Below are 18,576 nucleotides of genomic sequence, written 5' to 3'. Positions count from 1 at the left end.
AAGTACCGGGCCGAAGGAGCGTTCGTGGAGCTCCTAGAAAGGTTCGGCGGCCCGCAGGAGGTACTGCGGCAGGTAGGGGGACGCCACGCGGATGGCCCAGCCCCGGCGGCGCGCGTGACAGGCCAAGGCGAGGACGTCGAGGTTGACCGAGACTTCGGGGCCGTCGGCGCGGTCGGCGACCTGGTAGTAGGCGCGGTGGGCTTCGAGCGCGTCGGCCAGGGCGAGGTTGAAGCTCTCCTCGTCGCCCTCCACGAGCTGCGACAGCAGTACGGCCGGCGGCATTGCGAAGCCCCAGTCCTTGGCCTTCTCGGCCTGTTGCAGCGCCCGCTGCGCGGCCGCTTCGGGCTCGGCGCCCCTCAGGTAGGCGTGGAGGGCTTCGCGGTACGCGGTAAATGCGGAGCCGTCCGGGCCGGCGAAGGTGGGGCCGGTGAGGACCAAGGGGGCGAGGTCCTCGCGCACGCCGGTGATCAGGGCGAAGGCGACGGCCATCTGCCAGTACCCGGCACCGGCTTCCCTGCCCCGTTTGGCGGAGTAGCGCAGGGAACGTCCGCTGATGGACACCTCGACCTCGGTGTCCGGCTCCGCCAGCGCGATGCGGAACAGGGCCGCCCCCATCTGAGAGGCCAGCCGGAGAGTGGTGAGCTGGGCGTCCGCGAGGTTGCCGGGGTTCCCTGTCCGCCACTGGAACAGGCGCTTCTGGTCCTCCAGCACGCTGGCCAGATGCCAGACAGCAAGGGGCGTGCCGTCGACGGGAGTGAACGCTTCGTGGAGGTATTCCTCGTACGTGGCCTCGATCCGCTGGATCCCATCCCGCTCGCAGGCCGGCCGTTCCACGACCAGCGGGCCTGCGGCGAGCGCGGCGACAGCGTCCGGCCGTCGGTTCCGGCCGAACCCCGCGACTCGAGGTCCCTGCGTCTCGAAGCCGGTGACCAGCGCGTGCGGGAGGTAGTCGCTGCTGACGGCCGGCGCCCAGCCCAGCGTGCGGTACGCGATCGCGGCCAGGGCGAGGGGCACGAGCGGGAGCAGGCTGCTCGGGGAGGTCGTCGAGCCGTGCAGGGCGGCGTGCCTGGTCAGGAGGCCGGCCAGTGCCGCATCGAAGGCCTCCCGGTCCTCGGCGGCCAGCGTGCGCAGGGCCTGCAGCGCCGCGCTGTCCGGCCGGTCCAGGAGAGGCTCGCCGGTCTCTCCGGCACGGGTCCGGATCCGCTCCAGCGCAGCGTCGACGGCAGCCAGCTTGGCCTGGGCGCTCGGCGGGTACTCTCCGTCACCGGCATCGTCCAGGACCACGGCCGTCAGCCCCGTGGCGAGCTCGGCGACGGGCGTTCCCTTCGCCTGCTCGGCGAACTTCCGGCGGGCGAAGGTGAATTCCTCCCCGTGCCACTTCGCCTTGTCCCGGAGCACCGACAGGCACAGCGCGTCGATCCACTCCCCCGGTGTGACGCTCTCCTCGGGGGCGTCGTCACCGGGGTCGTAGCTCATGCCGAAGTTCACGTACTCCAGGAAGACGTTGAAGGTGCAGTGCGGGTGGTACGCGGCGTAGGCGACGGCGCCAGCCGCGGCTTCGGAGGCGTCCTTGAGGGCGGCCTTCGCCTCCGGGGTGTCGAGGTCGGGTGTCTCGACGGAGAGGGCGCCGAGGTAGTCGAGGAACTCGTCCGCGATCGACTGCCATTCGTAGGTGGCCATCCGGCCGGCCTTGGACATGGAGTGCACCTGACGCCCGATGCGGTTCGTGAAGTCCTCGCGCGCTGCCGACAGGGCCGCCCCGCCCACCTGGTGACGCTCTATTCGCACTGCCCAACTCCTTGATCGAATCGCTGTGACAGGCCTAGGCGCGGACTCTGACAAGCCGGCGACATGACCACGGCCCCCCGTGCCGCGTCGCCCCGGGAGCCCAGCGCCGCGTGCGGCGAGCGGGGCACGAAGGGCGTAGGAGTGGAGAGTGCACCTCTCACCGCCCGTCGAGCCGATGCTGGCCCGCTCCGTGACGGCCCTGCCGCCGCCCGGGGCGAGGCCGGTGCTGTACGAGCAGAAGGCGGACGGGTTCGACTTCCTGGGAGGCGGTGTCCATCGCCAGGGCCTCCGCGGAGGCGAGTGCGTCGGCGAGAGCCGCCTGGCTGGGGGTGCGGCCGGTCGAGAGCACGAACTCGCGGATGAGGCACTGCCGCAGGGAGCCGGTGCCCACTCCCCCCGCCCTTGGAGCGGATGGGGCGTGCGACCGGTCCGCCGTCGACGGCGACCGCGTAGATCGTCTGGTCGCAGCGTACGAAGCGGTAGCCGTCCGACTGCCAGGCCCGACGCCGCGGTGCCGACACGACAGGACGTGCGGAGCTTGGCCCGCCCCGGGGCAATCTCGGTGATGCCGGAAGAACGCTCCAACACCCCCGCCCCGAGTGCGGTCGAGCCCCCGGCCGCCGGGCCGCCCCTACCCCGAGGGCGGCCCGGCACCCCGGCCCAACGCCCAGCCTCGCGGCCGGCCGCTGCCACCGGACTTAGCCGGGCGCGTACGGACCACACACCACATCCACCCCGCGAGCAGCCCGCTCGCACCCACCCACCCACCCACCCGGAGCACCAGATGACCACACACCCGACCGACGGGCCCGTCCACGACCACTTCGGCCTGAGCTACTGCAACCACCTCGTCATCCACCGCACCCTGATGCAGTCCATGCCCATCGACTGGCAGCAGCGCATGACCACCTGCCTCCACGAACTGACCGACGCGTTCGCGCACATCGAACAGCCCGAGGTCTTCGACGTGCGAGCCGACACCGAGCACATGGTCGGCGAACTGACCGACCACCAGCTCAAGCAGGCCGACATCACCGAAAGCCTCTACGACGAACCCGTCCCCGAGGGACTGAGCCCCTCCGACCTCGCCCAGTGGCAGGTGGAACACGAGAAACCTCAGCCGACCTACTACGACGCGGACGGCCGCGCACTCGACCACCACGAACGCGTCCTGCTCCCCGCCACCGACCCGGTCCCGCACTACAACCGCGGCCGCACCTACATCCCCCGCGCCTCACCGGCGGCCCGCTGAACTACCGCTCCCGGGTAGGCCGTGATCCGGCAGCAGCCCGTCCACCCCTCATTCTTGGTGCCCCCGGACCGCTACCGGACGGTCCGGGGCACCGGATAGCGGCTGCGCCCCGGGCCCGACCTCTGCCCGCGGCTCCGGTTGCGGGTCTTGTCGACTGCCGCTCCATGGTTCGGATCACTGGCCCCAACACCATCCACACAACCGCCGAAACGTACGGCACCGGCCCCCCGCTGGCCGCGCCCCGGCTCCTTCTTCCACGCTCACATCACCCTGAGGAGAACGTCGCTATGCCCAAGAGCATCGACGTAGCCGCCGCAACGATCCACCTTCAGGGCATCGGGCGCGTACCCGCCGTCGCCGCACAGGAACTGAAGGTCGGCGACCAGCTCATGTACAACCACGGCGGCGTGCATCAGATCACCAAGATCGAGGAGGCTTCGCCGAAGTTCTTCCGCATCTTCGAGGTGAGCGCCGAGTCCGGCGAAGAACACAGCAGCCGCGTCAAGCAGGAGCGGCTCGTGGCCCGCATACCCGACGCGGACCGCCGCCCGCTGGGCCACGACGCCCCCACGACCGACTACCGCGCCCAGGTCTACGCCCCCCAGGGCCAGACCTGGACCACCATCAGCCACGGCGCCACCGTGAAGACCGCCCCGCCCCTGGCGGCCGAATCCGGCAAGCCCGCCGAACTCGTCGTATCTGCGTTGACCACGCCCCAGTTCCGCCCCACCACCGGCCCGCCGACCTCTGTGGGGGGACCGGCTGGGGAGAGAAGCGCGCCGCCATTTCCTCAGACTGTCCAGCAGGCTGCACCACTGCCCAGGGACGTCAAGAACCTGCTTCGACACCCATTCGTTCCATCCACTCACGCACCTTCACTGCTCGCTCGATGCGGCTGACGATGTCCTTCTTGGAGGCCGTGTCCAGGGTCTCCGGGATCTTGTCGAAGGTGTAGGGAAGAACGTCGAGCAGACCCCAGATCTGTTCGCCGGTGCTGACGGGCAGCAGTTGCTGGCACCTCCACTGCAGCGGCATCTCGGGACGGTGTGTGAGCCGCTGTACAAGCGTCGGGAACAGGTAGTGCGTCGCCTCCGCGGCGAGGTGCTCTCGGAGCCAGTCGACCGGGAGCCGCTGGCTGAAGCTGTGCATGGCGGCCTCTTGAGCCAGGTCTAGGAGCTGAGCGGTGTCAACGGCTCGGACAGTGCGGAGAAGGGTCGGGGACATGCCGAGATGCGCGGCGGCCGACAACCGCCCAGGCGCATAGCTGGCCGTGACCGCGCCCATCGTGGCTGCGACGGTCGTGTCAGTGTTCTCGAACTCCTCGGAGGTGGGTTGTTCGGGGTCGTGGCCTTCCCATTCCGAGACGGGCAGCTCAGCCGTGATCCCGAACCTGCTGTCGTACTCATCGAGGCGGCCCGCTTCATGGGCCTGCTGCCATTCGGCGAGGGAGGCGGCTGCGATCGGTGTCAGCGCAGGCCCTTGGAGTTCGACTTGCCTGGTTACCCAGCCATCCGCGTCGACTTCGAAGTAGAACCAGACGTCTTCCTCGTCCCAGTAGCAGCGCATCCATGCGGTCACCAGGACATGATGCCGGGCCAGATGCGCCGCCCTACTCCGCTTGATCTCATGACTGGGCGATAAATCCTGCGGATCGGTCGAGCTGGAAAGGAGAACCGACCCGGGTTGGATCCCAGCCTTGATCCCGTGCCTCTCGAATGCTGGCAGCAACGTGAGCTGGACGAATCGGCTCCGTCTCGACGCCCGCCCAGTTGCTGGGATGGGCCTGGCCGCTGGTGACGATCAAGGTCGTGCCCGACTGGCTGCCGCTGGCCGCTTCGACCGCATAGGTCATCGGTGTCCAGCAGAGTCCCTGCATGTAGGAGGGCTTCCTGCGGATCCGCCAGCGGTACTCAATCCCGTCAACGGTCATGCGCCGGGAACCCTTCTTGTTCAGCGCCATCTTCACCTCCTCCGCTGTTGGACTCCAGCGCCGTGCAATAGGTCCCTCTCAGCCGGAATCTTCCGGGTTGCCGGGCAGCACGCCAGCATCAGGGTGCCGTTCAGGCTGTGGTCGCCGTAGTGTCCCGGGCTGTCGGTGACGGGTGAAAAGTGGACCGTTGGCGACGGATGAATGTTGACCCCCGTCGAGGAGGGTCCGCAGATGCGGTGGTCGTCTTCGCGTCCGATGAGGACGCGCTGCTGGTCGCAGGCTTGGCATTGTCCCGGGTAGGAGCGGGCTGTCCGGTAGCAGGACTTGCGTACCGGCCCCAGTGGCCAGCGGGCGCAGACGGGGGCCTTCTCATCGCGCAGCGCGCAAGGCACTTTCGGCCTGGGCCGGCAGGAGGAGCGCGGGTCGAGGTGGCTGGACCTGCCGCAAGGGGAGCACGACCGGAAGGCCGCGGTTTGGGCGCGTAGGCAGCGTGCACAGGTCTGGCGGGAGGGGCGGGGCCTTGTCTCGCCGCATTCGGTACAGGGTCCGACGTTGCCGTGGGCGGTGAGGATGCCCTCGCAGCCGAGGCAGACCCTGCCGCCGGGCACCGCCCGCCGCAGCAGGCGTGCCCGTCCGCAGCGCAGGCAGGCCGGCGCCCGTACCCCAGCGATACCCAGGGCGCCGAGCTGAGTGATCAGAGCCTGTACTGAGCGGGGTGCGTCGGACACACCGCTGACCAGCGCCCTTGGGCGCTGAGCAAGGTGGGCGCGGGTCCGGCCACGGGCGGACGGGGTCAGGCTCGCGACGAGGCGGGCCGCCTCCGGGGCGGGTAGTCCGGGTAGGAACGCCGCCTATCTCCAGGCACGCCAACAGGCGATCGGCAGACCTCGGCAAAACAAGAGCTGACTGCCCCTTCCGTCGGGCTGGGGAACGTTGCTCCGTATCGTTGACCCGCCAAGTCGGTTCAACTGTTCGGAGGCTTCGTGCGGGTCGAGGACCATGCCACGTGGGATCACATCTTTCCGGTCAGATATCTTCTGACCCGCCAGGATGCCGACCTTGAGAGTGACTTCTGGGGGCGGTGCGCCGATGTCGAGGGACTGTTCGCCGACCCGGTGCCGCCACCACGTGAACTCCTGACTCTGCGCGGATGCACGCCCGCAGGGCCATGGCACGATGTGCTCGCCTTTCCCGACGAGGCCACGCGGTCTTTGGGCAATCTGGACGTTGACATCTCAGATGAGAAGGGCCCCCAGTTCGCGTGGACCCTGGTGGACACGGTCGTCATCTCACACTCCCCCAACGCGACCGATCCGGACCTCGTCGACGTCGTCGTCGGCACTGGCGTGATCGAACACAGCGAGGTCTGGCCCGGCGCCGGCCCCGGCACCATGCCCGCCGCCCCGCGCTTCGCACTTACAGAAGAGGACTACAAGGGCGGGCCTGTCGGCGAATGCCTCGGCATCGACGGTCTCGTCGCCCCGCGCAAGGTCCGCCCAGACATCCCCTTGCAGCTCATTGGGTGCGAGCCCGGCGAGCGACTGCTCGCTGCCCTGCGCAACCCGCAAGCCTGGACCCAGGAGTGGGGAGTACTGGTGGCACTGGACCGGTTCGGACAGGAGATGGGGTCCCACTGGGTCCGTCTGGAGATCGCCAATGTCGGTCCGTCCGTGCTGGGCGGGTCCCTGGTCGACATCACGCTCGCAGACGGCGGGGACGACGATCGACCCTCGCTGGGTGCCCGACGCATCTGGGAATCCTGGTACCAGGGCTTCCCAACGACGCCCAACCAGTGGGCCTCACTTGACACGCGGGGCCGAGCTGAGTGGCTCGACCTGATACGCCCTCATCCAGGCGGCGAGCCGGATCGGACTGGGGGAACCCATCACCTTGAGGGACGATTCATCACCGACAAGCCCGGCTTCTATTGCGCGCTGGGCGAAGCACTCATCGGTCCCGGCCGCTGGTTCGGCCGAGGGCTCGACGATCTCAATGACTGCCTAGGCGGCCAACGCGGCGTCATCGGGCCCTTCACCTTGATCTGGCACGACGCCGACATCGCTCGCCATGCGTTGAACTTCACCCTCCACCACGGCGGACAGTTCACCTACTTCGAGGAAGCCGTGAAAATCCTCGAGAGCCGCGGCGTCACCGTTGTTCTCCGGTGAATCCACCGACCACCTGGCGGTGGCTCCCGCCGTCCCCCGACGCACTGTGCCGCTACACCGCCGAATGGACCGCCACCAAACTCCGCCGGAACCTCACCATCGACGAAGCCGAGAACGACGCGCTCCACGCCATCGCCGACAAGTGCGCAACCACCGATGTCACCTACACGCCCGCCCCATGGCACGACGTCCTGGAAGTGGGCCGCCCGCCCGGCGGCTGGCCCCCACCCGCACTCAGCCGACGGCCGCGGCCGGGCCCGCACCGAAGCGGGGATCGTCCTCCACCGCCGTGTCCAGACCCTGACCCGCCCCCAGCTCCTCCACGATGCCCTCCACCCCGGATACGTCGGTCCAGTCCTCCAGCCATTCGCGTGCCTTGGCCCGGGTCGGTCGTCATCAGGACGAGGGTCCACGGGGCCGTCAGGGCGTGGTCGGTGAACAGTGCCTCCAGTCGGGCGCGGCGTTCTCGGTAGGGCAGGTGCAGGTCCTGCTGCAGCACGTCGAACGCGATGTAAAACGCAGGCAGCGTCGCGGCCAGGCCGCGCGCCGCGGGCGCGGGTGGCGGCCCGGCGCTGCAGCGCTTCAAAGGACAGGTGGCCGGCCTCGGCGTCCCAGACGACGAGCTCGCCGTCGAGGACCAGGCCGTGCGGCAGCTGTTCTGCGGCGGCCCCAACCAAGTCAGGGAACCGGTTGGCGGGCCGGATCGCCGAGCTGCGCGCGCTCGTCGAGCTCGGCGCCACCCACGCCCTGGGCGACCCAACACGGGCGACGTCGCCCCCCACACGCGGGCTCAACAGCTCGGGTGGGCCGGTTCCGACAGCACTCGCTCCTCTGAGTAGGGCCGGAGTTCAGCCCGCCCCGCCCGCAGGCGGCCGAAGGCGGCCCCATCGGACGTTGGCTCCGCTGAACTGTGCGTCCGACGGCGATGCTGAGCCTGATGCCGTCCGGAGCGCCCAGGGTCTCCGTGGGTTCCGTCAGCCGGCGGACGAGCCAGTACGCCACGACACCGACGACGCAGACCACGACCACAGCCAGATCGGCCACGATCCATACAGGCCAGAGGTCCGGCGCGTACCGACCGCTCGTATGCCGCCATCGGTGCGGCCACCAGCGTCTCTGGGGCATCGTTTCAGCTCGCCTGACCGCCCGCGGCGGAAATCAACTCCGCGACGAACTCCCGGCGTGATCCGTAACGATCCTCCGGGGCCTTGGCCTTCGCCTTCGCCAGCACGCTGTCAACGGCTGCCGCGATCCCCGGACATTTCCCGGAGAGAGCCGGCGGCGGGTCGTATTGGTGCGCCCACAGCAGGGCCATGACATCGTCCCTCTGGAATACGGGCTCACCCGCAAGGGCCTCGTAGACGACGCAGGCGAGGCTGTACAGATCGTGCCGATGGTCTACTGGGCGGCCGGCGATCTGCTCCGGGGCCAGGTAATCCAGGGTGCCCAGGATTTCACCCGCCGAGGTGAAGGAGGAGGCGGCCAACGACGGCTTCGCCAGCCCGAAGGTTGCCGGGCTTTACGTCCCCGTGTAGGAGCAGCCCGTCTCTCACACCGCTGTCACCAAACCGAGAGATCGCACCTGACCCACGCGAGCCCGTAATGGGCAGTACACACAGGCCAGATGGTCTTCACCGGCTCCTTCAAACTCGGCACCGTCCCTCGCCGACTCCGGCGCAGCCTGGAGCGCGGCGGCTGGGGCGGGCGCAGCCTGCAGTCCTGGGCGAAGCCCGTCGAGGACGGCATCCCCTCGACTCCCAGCAGGTCACTGAAGAGTGGGCCGCTGGTGAGGACCCGATCCGCCAAAGGAGAGCGGCCGCCCCCAGCAGCGGGCGGGCTCAGTCGGGAACGGGGTGGGGCATGCAGCCCCGGCGCAGCCCTTGGTCGTGCAGCGTGATCCTCGTGCCGTCCGGCGCCAGGTCCCGGACGTGTGCGGTGGCGAGCTGGGTGGTGGAGGCCGCAGTGAACGCTGCCGTGGCGAGCTGAGCCGTCAGGTAACCGCAGAACAGGTACAACACATCAGCGACAAGGCCAAGAAACTGCCGCAGGCCTGATCAGCTCTCCCCCGCGGACGTGAAGACACAGGAACGCCCATCCGCTGCTCCAGCTTCGCCTGTGGGCCTGCCGTACGCCCGGCGGGCATCGCCGCGTCGGCGCCTGCAGCAGCGGTTCACACTGGGGTCGTGACCATGCTGAGCACCCTCTTCCACTACACCAGCACCGAGTCATGGGAGGAGATCCGCACGTCCGGTTACATCGACACCACGTCCCAGGCGGCACGCCACCTGCACGGGCAGCCCAGGCATGTGTGGCTCACCGACAGCCACGGACACGACAGCGGCCTACTCGACGCGGACCGAACCGTCGTCCGGATATCCGTCGCCCCGGCCCCGTCCGGCCGACCAGACGGCCGGCGTCGGCGGGGCACCCGGTTCCGGGGGGCCGCCCGGGGCGCCGATCCGTGGCTCGTCGCACCGCGGTGCGTGGATCGGTGCCGGAGCGACCCTGGCGGCGGCGGTGATCTCGGTACTCGGCGCCTACCTGCTGGCCCCCGGCCACGGCGGCGCGAAGGGCGCGCCGGCGCCACCTGCAGGCCAGGCTTCCGCACCGCCGCAGGTGTCTGCCCCCACCACCCTGGACTCCACCCCGGGCAGTGCGAGCCCTTCGGGCGGCCAGGCCATCCCTTCGGCGGCCGCACCGTCTCAGACGCCGTCCCCGAAAGCCGCCGGCACGGTGCGGTGGGAGGGCGCCCTGGTGATTGCGTACGCCGAGGGCAAGGATCTCGACTCCACGCCGCCCTCGCGGTCCGAGATCAACCAGGAGAACGACTTCACGGTCTTCCAGCTCAACGGCCGCATGCTGCGTCCCGAGCACGGCGCGAAGGCGCTCGTGTGGGAGAACTCCGGCACGGTCCCCTCATACGCAGACTGTGCGGGTGCCACGGAGACGCAGGCCACCGCCAAAGACATCGAGATGAAGACCGGTATGGTCGTGTGCGGCAGGACGAGCCAGGGCAGAGTGGTCCGGCTGGCCGTCAAGCAGTTGGCCGGGCAGGCCTTCGACGTGCGGGGCACCTTCGACGTCGTGGTGTGGGACAACACCTGAGTGGGGCGTGCGGGCAGGCCGCGGCTGGGATCACCGCAGCCGAGCCCGGTCACAGCAACTCACCGTCCGTGGCCGGTCCGGGACCGGGCTGTTCCGTGACCGGCCGCGGGCCCTGCCGTAATCCGCTTGACCTGGACGGGAGTGAAGGCTGCACTGTGGCAGGACACCATGAGTCGTGGTGCCGGCATCCCGGGGAGGCGGCTGCAGCAATGGAGATTCGTCCCACGACCGACCAGGGGCGAATTGTTCCAGCAGCGCCGCTGCCCGCCAGGACGCGTAAGGCTCGTCGGTCTCACCAAGGGCCAGGCAATCGCAGCGACGAGACCTGAGGCGCCCAGGGTGCGCGCCGCGTCCCCGACGCCTTGGTCCTGGTCTCGCTCCTCGCCACCTGCGCCGACCTCTACGTCACCGTCGGCGAAGCCGGCTTCGCCGGCCTCATCATGGACGCGCGTGGAGGGGGCCCTGACGCCGTACGGCACCAGGGCCCTGAAGAGGCTGTTACACGATCTGCCGACCCTGATCCACGCGCCCGACCGGTCCGCTGGGCCATGAGCCGTACGCACCACCAGCAGTACAAGCGCAGTCCCGGTTGGTAGGTAGTTGATCACTGAGGGAGGAACGGCGGAGCCGAGCGCCATCAGGACCGTCCGAGCGGAAGTCTGGGTTCGGGTACCGCTGGACATCGATAGTGAGGTGGTCTCCGGCAAGCAACGCCGATCCCCGCGCCCCCGACACCCAGCGCCACGTTCCGGCAGCCGGCCCCGTCGCCCATCCTGCCTCCGAGCCCTGCAGCCGGAGCTCACGAAACGCCCGGCGCCCAGTGGTCAGGCCCCCGCCCTCCGGATCCACCGGCACGCCGCAGGGCTCAGCAACCGACACTGCCCGACGGCAGCCCGAAAGCCTCGTTAACCGTTGGGGTCAGCCTATGGGGAGCCAGATGGAGTACACGCGCGGGGTGGGATAGGTGAACGTGTTGGTCTCGGCGTCGTACCGGGTGTTCTGCAGCTGGATGTACCCCTCCTCGCGCATGTCGTAGTTGCACTCGGCCCACTTGCCGGCGGTCAGCTTGTTCCGGCAGCCGCCCGTGCGCCCGTAGTTGGTCTGCCACAGCCCCACCGCCGACTTGCCATCGGCCAGCGTGTCCTTCACGTAGACCTTGTCGCCCGCCTTGTCGAAGCACGTCAGGACGCCGGTGCTGGTGATACACGGAAGGGCCGCCGTGATGCCCTCGGCGTGCTCACTGACCACGCTGTCGTCGACCTCGATCCCCTCGATGGTATCGGCGGAAGCCTGACCGCCCAGAACCGTGACCGAAAGAGCCAGGGCGGCCAGGGCGATCCCGGTGGACGACAGTGACTTCCTCAACAGGCTTTTCTTCGACGGCATCCTGCAGTCCTTCCACGGAGTGTGCCGGGCCGCTGGTGCGGTCGGCGCTCGGAACCTTGACAGTGGTCAAACTAGGCGTGAGCGGACGACGTTGTCGTTGGCTGAGCATCCACACTCAGTTAGCAATGCGTCCACTCAGGAGGCACACGCCTGATTCCGGTATTCCGTGGGAGGCAGGCCATAAGCCACGCGGAAGGCGCGGGTCAGGTCGGCGGCGCGGGCGAATCCGCAGCGGGCGGCTATGAGGTGGACGGGCATGCTCCGCAGCGCGGGGTCGGCAAGGTGGCGCCGGGCGCTCTCCAGGCGCTGGTGGCGAATCCAGGCAGCGACGCTGGTCTGCTCGCCATCGAAGATGCGGTGCAGATAACTGACGGATATGTGGTGCGCGGCTGCAACCGAGCGGGGTGTCAGTTCAGGCTCGTGCAGATGGTCTTGGATGTACTGCCGGATACGCACCAGCAGAGTGTGCCGGCGCGTCTCTGGTACGAGGGCGTCGTCGCCGCCCAGGGCGTGGGCCACCAGCGCGGACACCAGGTCGATCACCACCTTCCCCAGCCGAGGGCCGTCCGTCAACCGATAGCAGGAGGTGTCCGCCAGTACCCCGGCGAGGAACTGGGCAAGGAGCGTGCACAGGCCGTCCCGGCCCGGCAGCGGCCGGTTGATCAGTTCGCCGACGCTGTTCGCCCGCAGGGGCAGTACGTCACGCGGAAGGAAGAGCCCGACTCCTTTTATCCGGCCCTGCCCCCCGGACGCGGAAGCGTCCATGACGTGGGGTTGGGAGGTGTCCAGCAGGACCGCGTCACGCGCGCCGTACTCCGCCGCACCCCGGGAACCGACGACATGCATCGCGCCCCGCAGGGGAATCGAGAGGTGGTACATCTCGGGGTCGGCCTGCCGTATCAGTCGCGAACTCCGTCGCAGAGTCATCGACGGGTGCTCAACCGTCCACAAGCGCACCGGGCCCAGCTCCACGATGCGCTGCGTCGCGACGAAATCGGCGGCATGACGGCTCAGGACCTGCGCGGGCGCATACGCCTTCAAGAGGTGCTCACGCCAGTAGTCGAAACGGTCCGGCGGGGCAACGTCCTCACTGCAGAACGACATCTCACTCAGCATGCTGTACTGCGCCCCTATCTGTGTCAGACGGACAAATCGCCGAGAGGAGCCTATGGCGTCACGCGCCCCGCGGGGCTGTGACCTGTGACGCAGGCAATCCGATCCGGCCACAGTCCGCCTGGGTCACCAGCGGCTGTCTTGGGAGGAGTGTCAGTCGCGGCCGTGGACCGCGCCGGATGATCAACAGCGTCACCCGGCTGTTGCCGCTGTTGCGGAAGGTCCCGCAGGACAGCAGCGGCCGGTGCGGCCGGCCGCCGCGCCCGGGGTTGCCCTGTCTTACCTTCTTCGTGGGTTCGAACTGGTCATTCGTAGGATCGGCGGAGCCCAGGGGCTCTGGGTATGGCTCGTTGCCTGTTGCAGTCGATATGGCTCTGGCAACTTGGCCGCCCGGAGCCCCGCGACGACTCGACCACCAATTGGGAATCGCGACTCGATCGCTCTTGTAAGACAGCGTCGGCGAGGTCGTCTGCGGGATCGGAACGAGACGACAAGCGACGGAGGTGGCCGTGCCCCAGCTCTGGGCCGGACTGGACATCGGCAAGAAGAACCACCATGCGGTAGTGATCGATGCAGACGGCAAGCGGCTTCTGTCCCGGCGGGTGCGCAACGACGAGGCCGAGGTGCTCCAGCTCGTCGGCGACGTGCTGGCGATATCCGAGGACGTCCTGTGGGCGGTCGGTGGGCGGTCGACATCAACACTGGTATCGCCGCGCTCACCATCGGTCTCCTGGTCAACCACGGGCAGCCGGTCGCTTACCTCACCGGCCGCACGATCCACCACGCGTCCACCACCTACCGCGGCGAAGGCAAGACCGATGCCCGCGACGCCTTCATCGTCGCCGACCAGGCCCGCATCCGTCGCGACGTGAGTCTGGTCAGGCCAAACGACGAGATCGCCGTCGACCTGCGCCTTCTCACAGGCCGGCGCTTGGACCTCGTCTTCGACCGTACCCGGCACATCAACCGGCTCCGCGCTCAACTCCACCAGTTCTTCCCCGCCCTGGAGGAGTGCCTCGACATGACGAAGAAGGGCCCGATCCAGCTCCTGACCGGCTACCAGACGCCGGAGGCAATCCGTCGCATGGGTGCCAAGCGGCTGGAGACCTGGCTGAGGAGCCGAAGGGTCAGCCGCGCCGCCGCACTCGCGCAGAAGGCCGTGGATGCCGCACAGGCCCAGATGACCTCGCTTCCGGGCGAGGCCTTGGCGGCCGAGCTGGTCGCCCGCTTGGCGAACGTCGTCGCGGCACACAACGACGAGGTCGCCGAGCTCAACGCACGGATCGAAGCGCGGTTCCGCCAGCACCAGGACGCGGAGGTCATCCTCAGCTTGCCCGGCATGGGGCCCATCCTCGGCGCGGAGTTCATCGCCGCGACCGGCGGGGACCTGAACGCTTTCGTCAGCTCAGACCGCCTGGCCAGCTTCGCGGGCCTGGCCCCCGTGCCCTGGGATTCCGGGAAGATCAGCGGCAACCTCCGTCGCCCCCGGAACTACCACCGCGGTCTCCAACGGGCCATGTACCTATCAGCCCAGGTCAGCGTGCAGTTTTGCCCGGCATCGAAGGTGTACTACGACAGGAAGCGCAAGGAAGGCAAAGGTCACAAGCAAGCCGTCCTCGCGCTCGCCCGCCGCCGCACCAACGTGCTCTGGGCGATGATCCCGCGACAAGACTCCCTACGGGGGACCGAGCGAAGCGTCCTCGGGAACGCTCTCCCGGTCGGCGTAGAAACCCAGCAGCAAATCACAGTAGACACCGGCTATACCTTGGGGCGGATCCCAGTTCACCTGGCCGTATGCATGGCTACGCCCCCCGCTACGACAAGCACCTCTACGTCTACCCCGGCATCGCAGCCGGCGCAGCCCTCACCATCTGGCTCCGAACATGACCGCAGACTGAGGTCGCTTCGGGTTCACGGGAGGGTGAAGCGCCAGTTGTTGCTGGCGTGGTGCTGCCCCGGGGGATATTCGTGCACCGTTTCAGCGACGAGGGTGAAGCCCACCGCGCGGCAGACCGCGTTCGAGGCCGCGTTTGTCACACGGGGAAAGGCGTGAACCGCCGACTGGCGGTGCGCCGAAGGAAGGGCGGCCAGGTGTGCGAGGAGGGCTCGGACGGAGGTCGTCGCCCAACCTTGACGCTGGTACTCGGGGAGGACGCCCCAGCCCACTTCAAAGATCGGCTCGCCCTCGTACTCCTTCGGCGCGAAGGAGACCGTCCCTACGGTGTCTCCCGTCGGGCACTCCACGCGGAACACCCGGCCCTCGTGCGCAGCGTTCGCGCTCATGGCGGTCCAGCGACGGTGGCGGGCGAGGAGGGCAGTATCAGATTCGGGGCCGCCGAGGTAAGCCGTCATCTCCAAGGTATTGCGTCGCCGGAGCAGCCAAAGGTCGTTGTCCGCCCAAGGGTGGAGACGCACCAGTCTCGTCGTGTGCATGAGGTGAGGAAACAGTCTGGGCCCAGCGACCCGCACCCGATTTTCTCGACATCAGAGGGCAAGCGCTGGTCCGCTTGGGCCGGAAGCGTCTATTTAGCGTTGGAGGCTCTGAGCGGGCCCGACGTCGATACAGCGGCTTGACTTCGAGATTGGGAAGTTGCACCTCGATACACCGTTCGATTGACAGACCCGTCCTTGCGGGGGGGGTCCGGGACGCGGGGGCGGGCCGGGACGCCGGGAAGGCGGGCGGACCGACACGGGCGGCGGAGCCGTCACCGGCCAGCGCCCCGGCGGCAGCGGCGGCGGTGCCAGTGACGTCCGCACCTGCAGCTCGGCGCGCGAGCTGTGCCCTGACCGGCGTTCCCGGCACCGACCCCCGCCTCATCGTCGCCGCCGGCGGCGGGGGCGGCGGACGCGGCTCCAGCTTCACCGGTCCCGTCCGCGAGGCCACCGGCGGTGACGCGGGCGACACCGGGAAAACCGGCGGCGAGCGACCGGACGGCGGCGGCGGGGGTGGCGGCGGAACCCAGACCCTCGGCGGCAAGGGCGGAGCCGCCTGCCCCGAGGGCTTCAGGGCCGGCACCGACGGCACGCCCGGTACCGGCGGCACAGGCGGTGGCGGATTCGGCGGGGGCGGTGGTGGCAGCGGCTGGCACGGCGGCGGCGGAGGCTGCTTCCTGGTCACCGCCGCCGCCGGGCCCGGCGGCGGCGGTGGCGGGTCAATCCTCGTCCCGGCGGGCGTCACTTCCGGCCCCGCCACCGGATCGGCGATGCTGCAACTGCTGCGCTTCGGCTGTTTTTACGAGGCGATCGCCGACACAACCTGCTCGGCCACCACGCGCCGCAGCCGCCGCGACGAGCGGATACGACAGGACGTCTTCGCCCGGCACAAAAGGATCGCGCTCGACGCCTACGACTGGGGCCGAGTGGCGTCTTGCGTCGGGGGTGTGCGATTCCCGTGAGTGCCCCGCTGAGGTATTGCTTCGTGGCCGGGGGCTTCTCCCCCGGGGAGTGTTATGTGCGTCCGTGACGTTGCTTCGGGATCTTTGCAGCGTCCTCATTATGTCCGACCGATCTGCAGTCCGGGTGAGACGAAGCGACACATGTTGTCGCCGCCGGCAGCGGCGGACAGGAAGGGTGCCCACGGATCAATGAATCGCGGCCTGTGTCGCCGACATGGCGCCTGACGGTCTGGCTACTTGATCAGGGCATTCGCGATAATGATCACCAGGCCGATCAGCATGTCCAGGCCCCCTGCCCGGAACGAGGACGGCCATCCGTGCCCGGCGGTGCGGGCGGCCCCGGTACCCCAGCCGAACAAGGCGACGGTGTTGAACAGCAGGGCCGCGTCGACAGCAGTGGCTTCTGCCCACCACCCGGCTACCGCGGCAAGCAGTATCCCAACCGTGGGCAGCACGGCGGCGACCAATGGCCACTCCGCGAGCACCAACCGCAGTCTGCTCGGGGTGGCTGCCCCGTCGACGGACGCACGCTGGGCGATGACGTGCGCGTACCCATGGGCGGCGCCCGACGCCAGCGCGGTGAGCAGGACCCACAGCGCGTCCGAACCGGGATCGGCCTTCTCGCCCGTCGCGTCCAGCGCGGCCACCAGGGCGCTGGCCAGCACCAGCCCGTAGATGCCGCTGAACAATGACTGCTCCGGCGGCCGGTGCCGCAAGATCCACCTTGGTGCGACGCTCTCGGGGTGGACATGGTCGGCGCGGTCGGGCATCGCATCGCCTCGGTGCAGGAAGAGGGCTGGTCCATACATGCTCACCCGCGTGGCGTCAGGGAACACGACGCCACGCGCGGCTCGCATGATTGTTGTGCCCTAACAGGGACGTGCGGGTCGCCTGCCTGCCATTGGCCGCCCGTGATGAGCCGCCCGATGAGTTCACGCATCTGCTGAGCGGAGACGGTGTCGTCCCCCGTTGTCAGGCGGAGCGCGTCCAGTGGTCGGTCCACGAACTGCGGCCGGGCTCAAGCGCACAGACGATCGAGTATGGCCAGCCGGGGACCGGGATGTGCTGGTTTTTGCCCCGTCCGTAGGTGTGGCCCAGGATCCGCTCCGGTGAGGTGTGCGCGGCGGGCCGCAGCCGGCAGGTCACGTCCACGGTGTTGTCTGCGGGGATCACGGAGGGCGTGGGGTCATCCCCGGCGGATGCAGGGCGGGGCCCACGCACGGACCACGAGGGTCCCGAGGTCGGCTGGATTGGGCGCGGGAAGTACCGCCGCCGCTACCCGCTCGAACCCAGCCGCCAGGAGAAGGCTGGTCCACTTCCGGGGGTGTAGGACCAGCGGCGGACGTGGATCGGCCTCCCGCGCAGCGCCCCCGGGTACATGCCCTGCGGGCCGTAGCAGCCGGGCACGGCGGGCGCGTGGCTGAACCCGGGCATCCCGCCAGGGTTGAGACGGGCAACAATCAGCGGCAGGAGAAGGCGCGGGTTACTGAACCAGACGGCGCCGAACCGCGACAGGGCAACGTCCCAGAGGAGCTCGGTGCCAGTGAGGAACGTGGTGACGTCGGTGTTGTGGAAGTCGGCGGGCAGACCGGTGCAGCAGGCTCGGGCGGCGTCGATGTGAGCCGGGGCGAGGTCCACGCCGGTGACAGGGATCCTGCGGCGGGCGTAGTGCGCCAGCTCGATCGCTGATCCGCAGCCGAGTTCGAGGATGCCGCCGGGAGTGCCGAGATGCTCCGGGCCGGGTCCGTGGCCCTCGTACTGGGTCCAGCCGCGCCACCGGGTGTCGACGGACCAGTCGGCCACGCCCCAACCGGTGGCGTAGTGGTCCCAGGACCCCTGTGTGCTGCCGGTGTCGCGAGTAGGTATGCGGCCGCTGGTCAGGGCGTCCAGGATGGCGCCTTGAACTCCTTCGGGCTTGAGGTTGAGCGTCCTTGGCGGTCTCCACACGTTGTAGATGAAGGCGAGGGTGGAGGCGCCGAGGAGGAAGGCGCCGATGGAGGAGAGGGTGTTGAGGGCGGTGAGGCCGTCGGCGCGAGGTAGTCGGCGTAGCGGCGCGGCATGCCCTCGGCGCCCAGCCAGTGCTGGATGAGGAAGGTGAGGTGGAAGCCGACGAACAGGGTCCGGAAGTGAATGTGCCGAGCCGTTCGTCGAGCAGCATGCCGGCATCGTCGGCCACCAGACGACAGCGGAATCTGGGACCCGGACGACTCGAACCGAAGCAACGACCCCCGACTCGGATCCCTGGGATCCCCGCTTCCATGGGTGATCCCGAGTAACGGTGACAGTAGCTGTCAAGTTCGGCATTGCGGCCCTGTGTCCCGGCCCCGCACGTGTTCGATACCGTCGCGGTTGCAGTCTCACCCCGGGGTGGCCGGGGACGCCAGGCAGAGCCATGGCCGGGGCGCACCGACCTTACGAAGTGTGATCGATGCGTTTCGC

General features: G+C 69.0%; 16 protein-coding genes and 4 pseudogenes. 6 read left to right on the top strand and 14 right to left on the bottom strand.

Annotated features, from left to right (window positions below):
• Positions 1–33 precede the first annotated feature (33 nt).
• Complete coding sequence (locus tag AC0666_RS27110) at positions 34–1,788, bottom strand: immunity 49 family protein (RefSeq protein WP_478708453.1); 1,755 nt, start codon at positions 1,786–1,788, stop codon at positions 34–36.
• Between the two features lie 157 nt (positions 1,789–1,945).
• Positions 1,946–2,179: a hypothetical protein gene (locus AC0666_RS27105; RefSeq protein WP_478708452.1), complete on the bottom strand. Its 234-nt coding sequence runs from the start codon at positions 2,177–2,179 to the stop codon at positions 1,946–1,948.
• 393 nt (positions 2,180–2,572) lie between these two features.
• Between AC0666_RS27105 and AC0666_RS27100 the strand changes: the two genes are divergently transcribed.
• Positions 2,573–3,040, top strand: coding sequence for a hypothetical protein (locus AC0666_RS27100; protein ID WP_468964267.1), 468 nt, complete (start codon positions 2,573–2,575; stop codon positions 3,038–3,040).
• A 287-nt stretch (positions 3,041–3,327) separates the two neighbouring features.
• Complete coding sequence (locus AC0666_RS27095) at positions 3,328–3,939, top strand: hypothetical protein (RefSeq protein WP_468964266.1); 612 nt, start codon at positions 3,328–3,330, stop codon at positions 3,937–3,939.
• Here AC0666_RS27095 and AC0666_RS27090 read toward each other — a convergent pair.
• From AC0666_RS27090 to AC0666_RS27080, 3 genes and pseudogenes are all read right to left on the bottom strand, one after another.
• Positions 3,869–4,264: a hypothetical protein gene (locus AC0666_RS27090; RefSeq protein WP_468964341.1), complete on the bottom strand. Its 396-nt coding sequence runs from the start codon at positions 4,262–4,264 to the stop codon at positions 3,869–3,871. The two genes, AC0666_RS27095 and AC0666_RS27090, sit on opposite strands and share 71 nt — an antisense overlap.
• An 87-nt stretch (positions 4,265–4,351) precedes the next feature.
• Positions 4,352–4,606 (bottom strand): annotated as a pseudogene (locus tag AC0666_RS27085) (hypothetical protein); the annotation flags it as partial.
• Positions 4,607–4,664: 58 nt separating this feature from the next.
• Positions 4,665–5,000 carry a hypothetical protein gene (locus AC0666_RS27080; RefSeq protein ID WP_468964264.1) on the bottom strand — a complete coding sequence of 112 codons (336 nt, stop codon included), beginning with the start codon at positions 4,998–5,000 and terminating at the stop codon, positions 4,665–4,667.
• Positions 5,001–5,953: 953 nt separating this feature from the next.
• Here AC0666_RS27080 and AC0666_RS27075 point away from each other — a divergent pair.
• Entirely contained in the window at positions 5,954–7,138 is a 1,185-nt protein-coding gene (locus AC0666_RS27075) for a barstar family protein (RefSeq protein ID WP_468964262.1), read from the top strand.
• A gap of 1,129 nt (positions 7,139–8,267) precedes the next feature.
• Here the strand turns inward: AC0666_RS27075 and AC0666_RS27070 are convergent.
• Together AC0666_RS27070 and AC0666_RS27065 are read right to left on the bottom strand one after the other, a co-directional pair.
• Entirely contained in the window at positions 8,268–8,639 is a 372-nt protein-coding gene (locus AC0666_RS27070; protein ID WP_468964339.1) for a protein kinase domain-containing protein, read from the bottom strand.
• 337 nt (positions 8,640–8,976) lie between these two features.
• Complete coding sequence (locus tag AC0666_RS27065) at positions 8,977–9,156, bottom strand: hypothetical protein (protein WP_478708451.1); 180 nt, start codon at positions 9,154–9,156, stop codon at positions 8,977–8,979.
• A 499-nt stretch (positions 9,157–9,655) separates the two neighbouring features.
• On the opposite strand from AC0666_RS27065, the gene AC0666_RS27060 reads away from it, so the two are divergent.
• Positions 9,656–10,243 carry a hypothetical protein gene (locus AC0666_RS27060; RefSeq protein WP_478708450.1) on the top strand — a complete coding sequence of 196 codons (588 nt, stop codon included), beginning with the start codon at positions 9,656–9,658 and terminating at the stop codon, positions 10,241–10,243.
• Positions 10,244–11,161: 918 nt separating this feature from the next.
• Here the strand turns inward: AC0666_RS27060 and AC0666_RS27055 are convergent.
• Together AC0666_RS27055 and AC0666_RS27050 are read right to left on the bottom strand one after the other, a co-directional pair.
• On the bottom strand, positions 11,162–11,629 hold the full coding sequence (locus tag AC0666_RS27055) for a hypothetical protein (protein ID WP_468964254.1): 468 nt from the start codon (positions 11,627–11,629) through the stop codon (positions 11,162–11,164).
• Positions 11,630–11,764: 135 nt separating this feature from the next.
• Positions 11,765–12,745: an AraC-like ligand-binding domain-containing protein gene (locus tag AC0666_RS27050; RefSeq protein WP_468964253.1), complete on the bottom strand. Its 981-nt coding sequence runs from the start codon at positions 12,743–12,745 to the stop codon at positions 11,765–11,767.
• Positions 12,746–13,245: 500 nt separating this feature from the next.
• Between AC0666_RS27050 and AC0666_RS27045 the strand changes: the two are divergent.
• Positions 13,246–14,402 (top strand): annotated as a pseudogene (locus AC0666_RS27045) (IS110 family RNA-guided transposase); the annotation flags it as partial.
• Positions 14,403–14,653: 251 nt separating this feature from the next.
• On the opposite strand, the gene AC0666_RS27040 reads toward AC0666_RS27045, so the two are convergent.
• Positions 14,654–15,094 (bottom strand): GNAT family N-acetyltransferase, encoded by a 441-nt coding sequence (locus AC0666_RS27040; RefSeq protein WP_478708475.1) that lies wholly within the window; start codon positions 15,092–15,094, stop codon positions 14,654–14,656.
• Between the two features lie 392 nt (positions 15,095–15,486).
• On the opposite strand from AC0666_RS27040, the gene AC0666_RS27035 reads away from it, so the two are divergent.
• On the top strand, positions 15,487–16,137 hold the full coding sequence (locus tag AC0666_RS27035) for a hypothetical protein (protein ID WP_478708449.1): 651 nt from the start codon (positions 15,487–15,489) through the stop codon (positions 16,135–16,137).
• A gap of 233 nt (positions 16,138–16,370) precedes the next feature.
• Here AC0666_RS27035 and AC0666_RS27030 read toward each other — a convergent pair whose 3' ends face one another.
• From AC0666_RS27030 to AC0666_RS27015, 4 genes and pseudogenes are all read right to left on the bottom strand, one after another.
• A complete protein-coding gene (locus AC0666_RS27030; RefSeq protein ID WP_468964249.1) occupies positions 16,371–16,907 on the bottom strand; it encodes a hypothetical protein in 537 nt (178 codons plus the stop codon).
• A 68-nt stretch (positions 16,908–16,975) separates the two neighbouring features.
• Positions 16,976–17,289: pseudogene (locus AC0666_RS27025) on the bottom strand (transposase); the annotation flags it as partial.
• Positions 17,290–17,412: 123 nt separating this feature from the next.
• Positions 17,413–17,940 carry a class I SAM-dependent methyltransferase gene (locus AC0666_RS27020; RefSeq protein WP_478708474.1) on the bottom strand — a complete coding sequence of 176 codons (528 nt, stop codon included), beginning with the start codon at positions 17,938–17,940 and terminating at the stop codon, positions 17,413–17,415.
• A gap of 135 nt (positions 17,941–18,075) precedes the next feature.
• Positions 18,076–18,315: pseudogene (locus AC0666_RS27015) on the bottom strand (cbb3-type cytochrome c oxidase subunit I); the annotation flags it as partial.
• Positions 18,316–18,576: the final 261 nt, after the last annotated feature.

Source organism: Streptomyces sp. NPDC043680, from assembly GCF_056436685.1.
This window is presented reverse-complemented; position numbering and strand designations above follow the sequence as displayed.

Excerpts from the sequence above, each read along its gene's own strand:
- AC0666_RS27050 (WP_468964253.1), bottom strand. The coding sequence starts at position 12,745 with ATGCTGAGTGAGATGTCGTTCTGCAGTGAGGACGTTGCCCCGCCGGAC.
- AC0666_RS27100 (WP_468964267.1), top strand. The coding sequence starts at position 2,573 with ATGACCACACACCCGACCGACGGGCCCGTCCACGACCACTTCGGCCTG.
- AC0666_RS27040 (WP_478708475.1), bottom strand. The coding sequence starts at position 15,094 with ATGACGGCTTACCTCGGCGGCCCCGAATCTGATACTGCCCTCCTCGCC.
- AC0666_RS27030 (WP_468964249.1), bottom strand. The coding sequence starts at position 16,907 with ATGCCCGACCGCGCCGACCATGTCCACCCCGAGAGCGTCGCACCAAGG.
- AC0666_RS27055 (WP_468964254.1), bottom strand. The coding sequence starts at position 11,629 with ATGCCGTCGAAGAAAAGCCTGTTGAGGAAGTCACTGTCGTCCACCGGG.
- AC0666_RS27095 (WP_468964266.1), top strand. The coding sequence starts at position 3,328 with ATGCCCAAGAGCATCGACGTAGCCGCCGCAACGATCCACCTTCAGGGC.
- AC0666_RS27080 (WP_468964264.1), bottom strand. The coding sequence starts at position 5,000 with ATGGCGCTGAACAAGAAGGGTTCCCGGCGCATGACCGTTGACGGGATT.
- AC0666_RS27090 (WP_468964341.1), bottom strand. The coding sequence starts at position 4,264 with ATGTCCCCGACCCTTCTCCGCACTGTCCGAGCCGTTGACACCGCTCAG.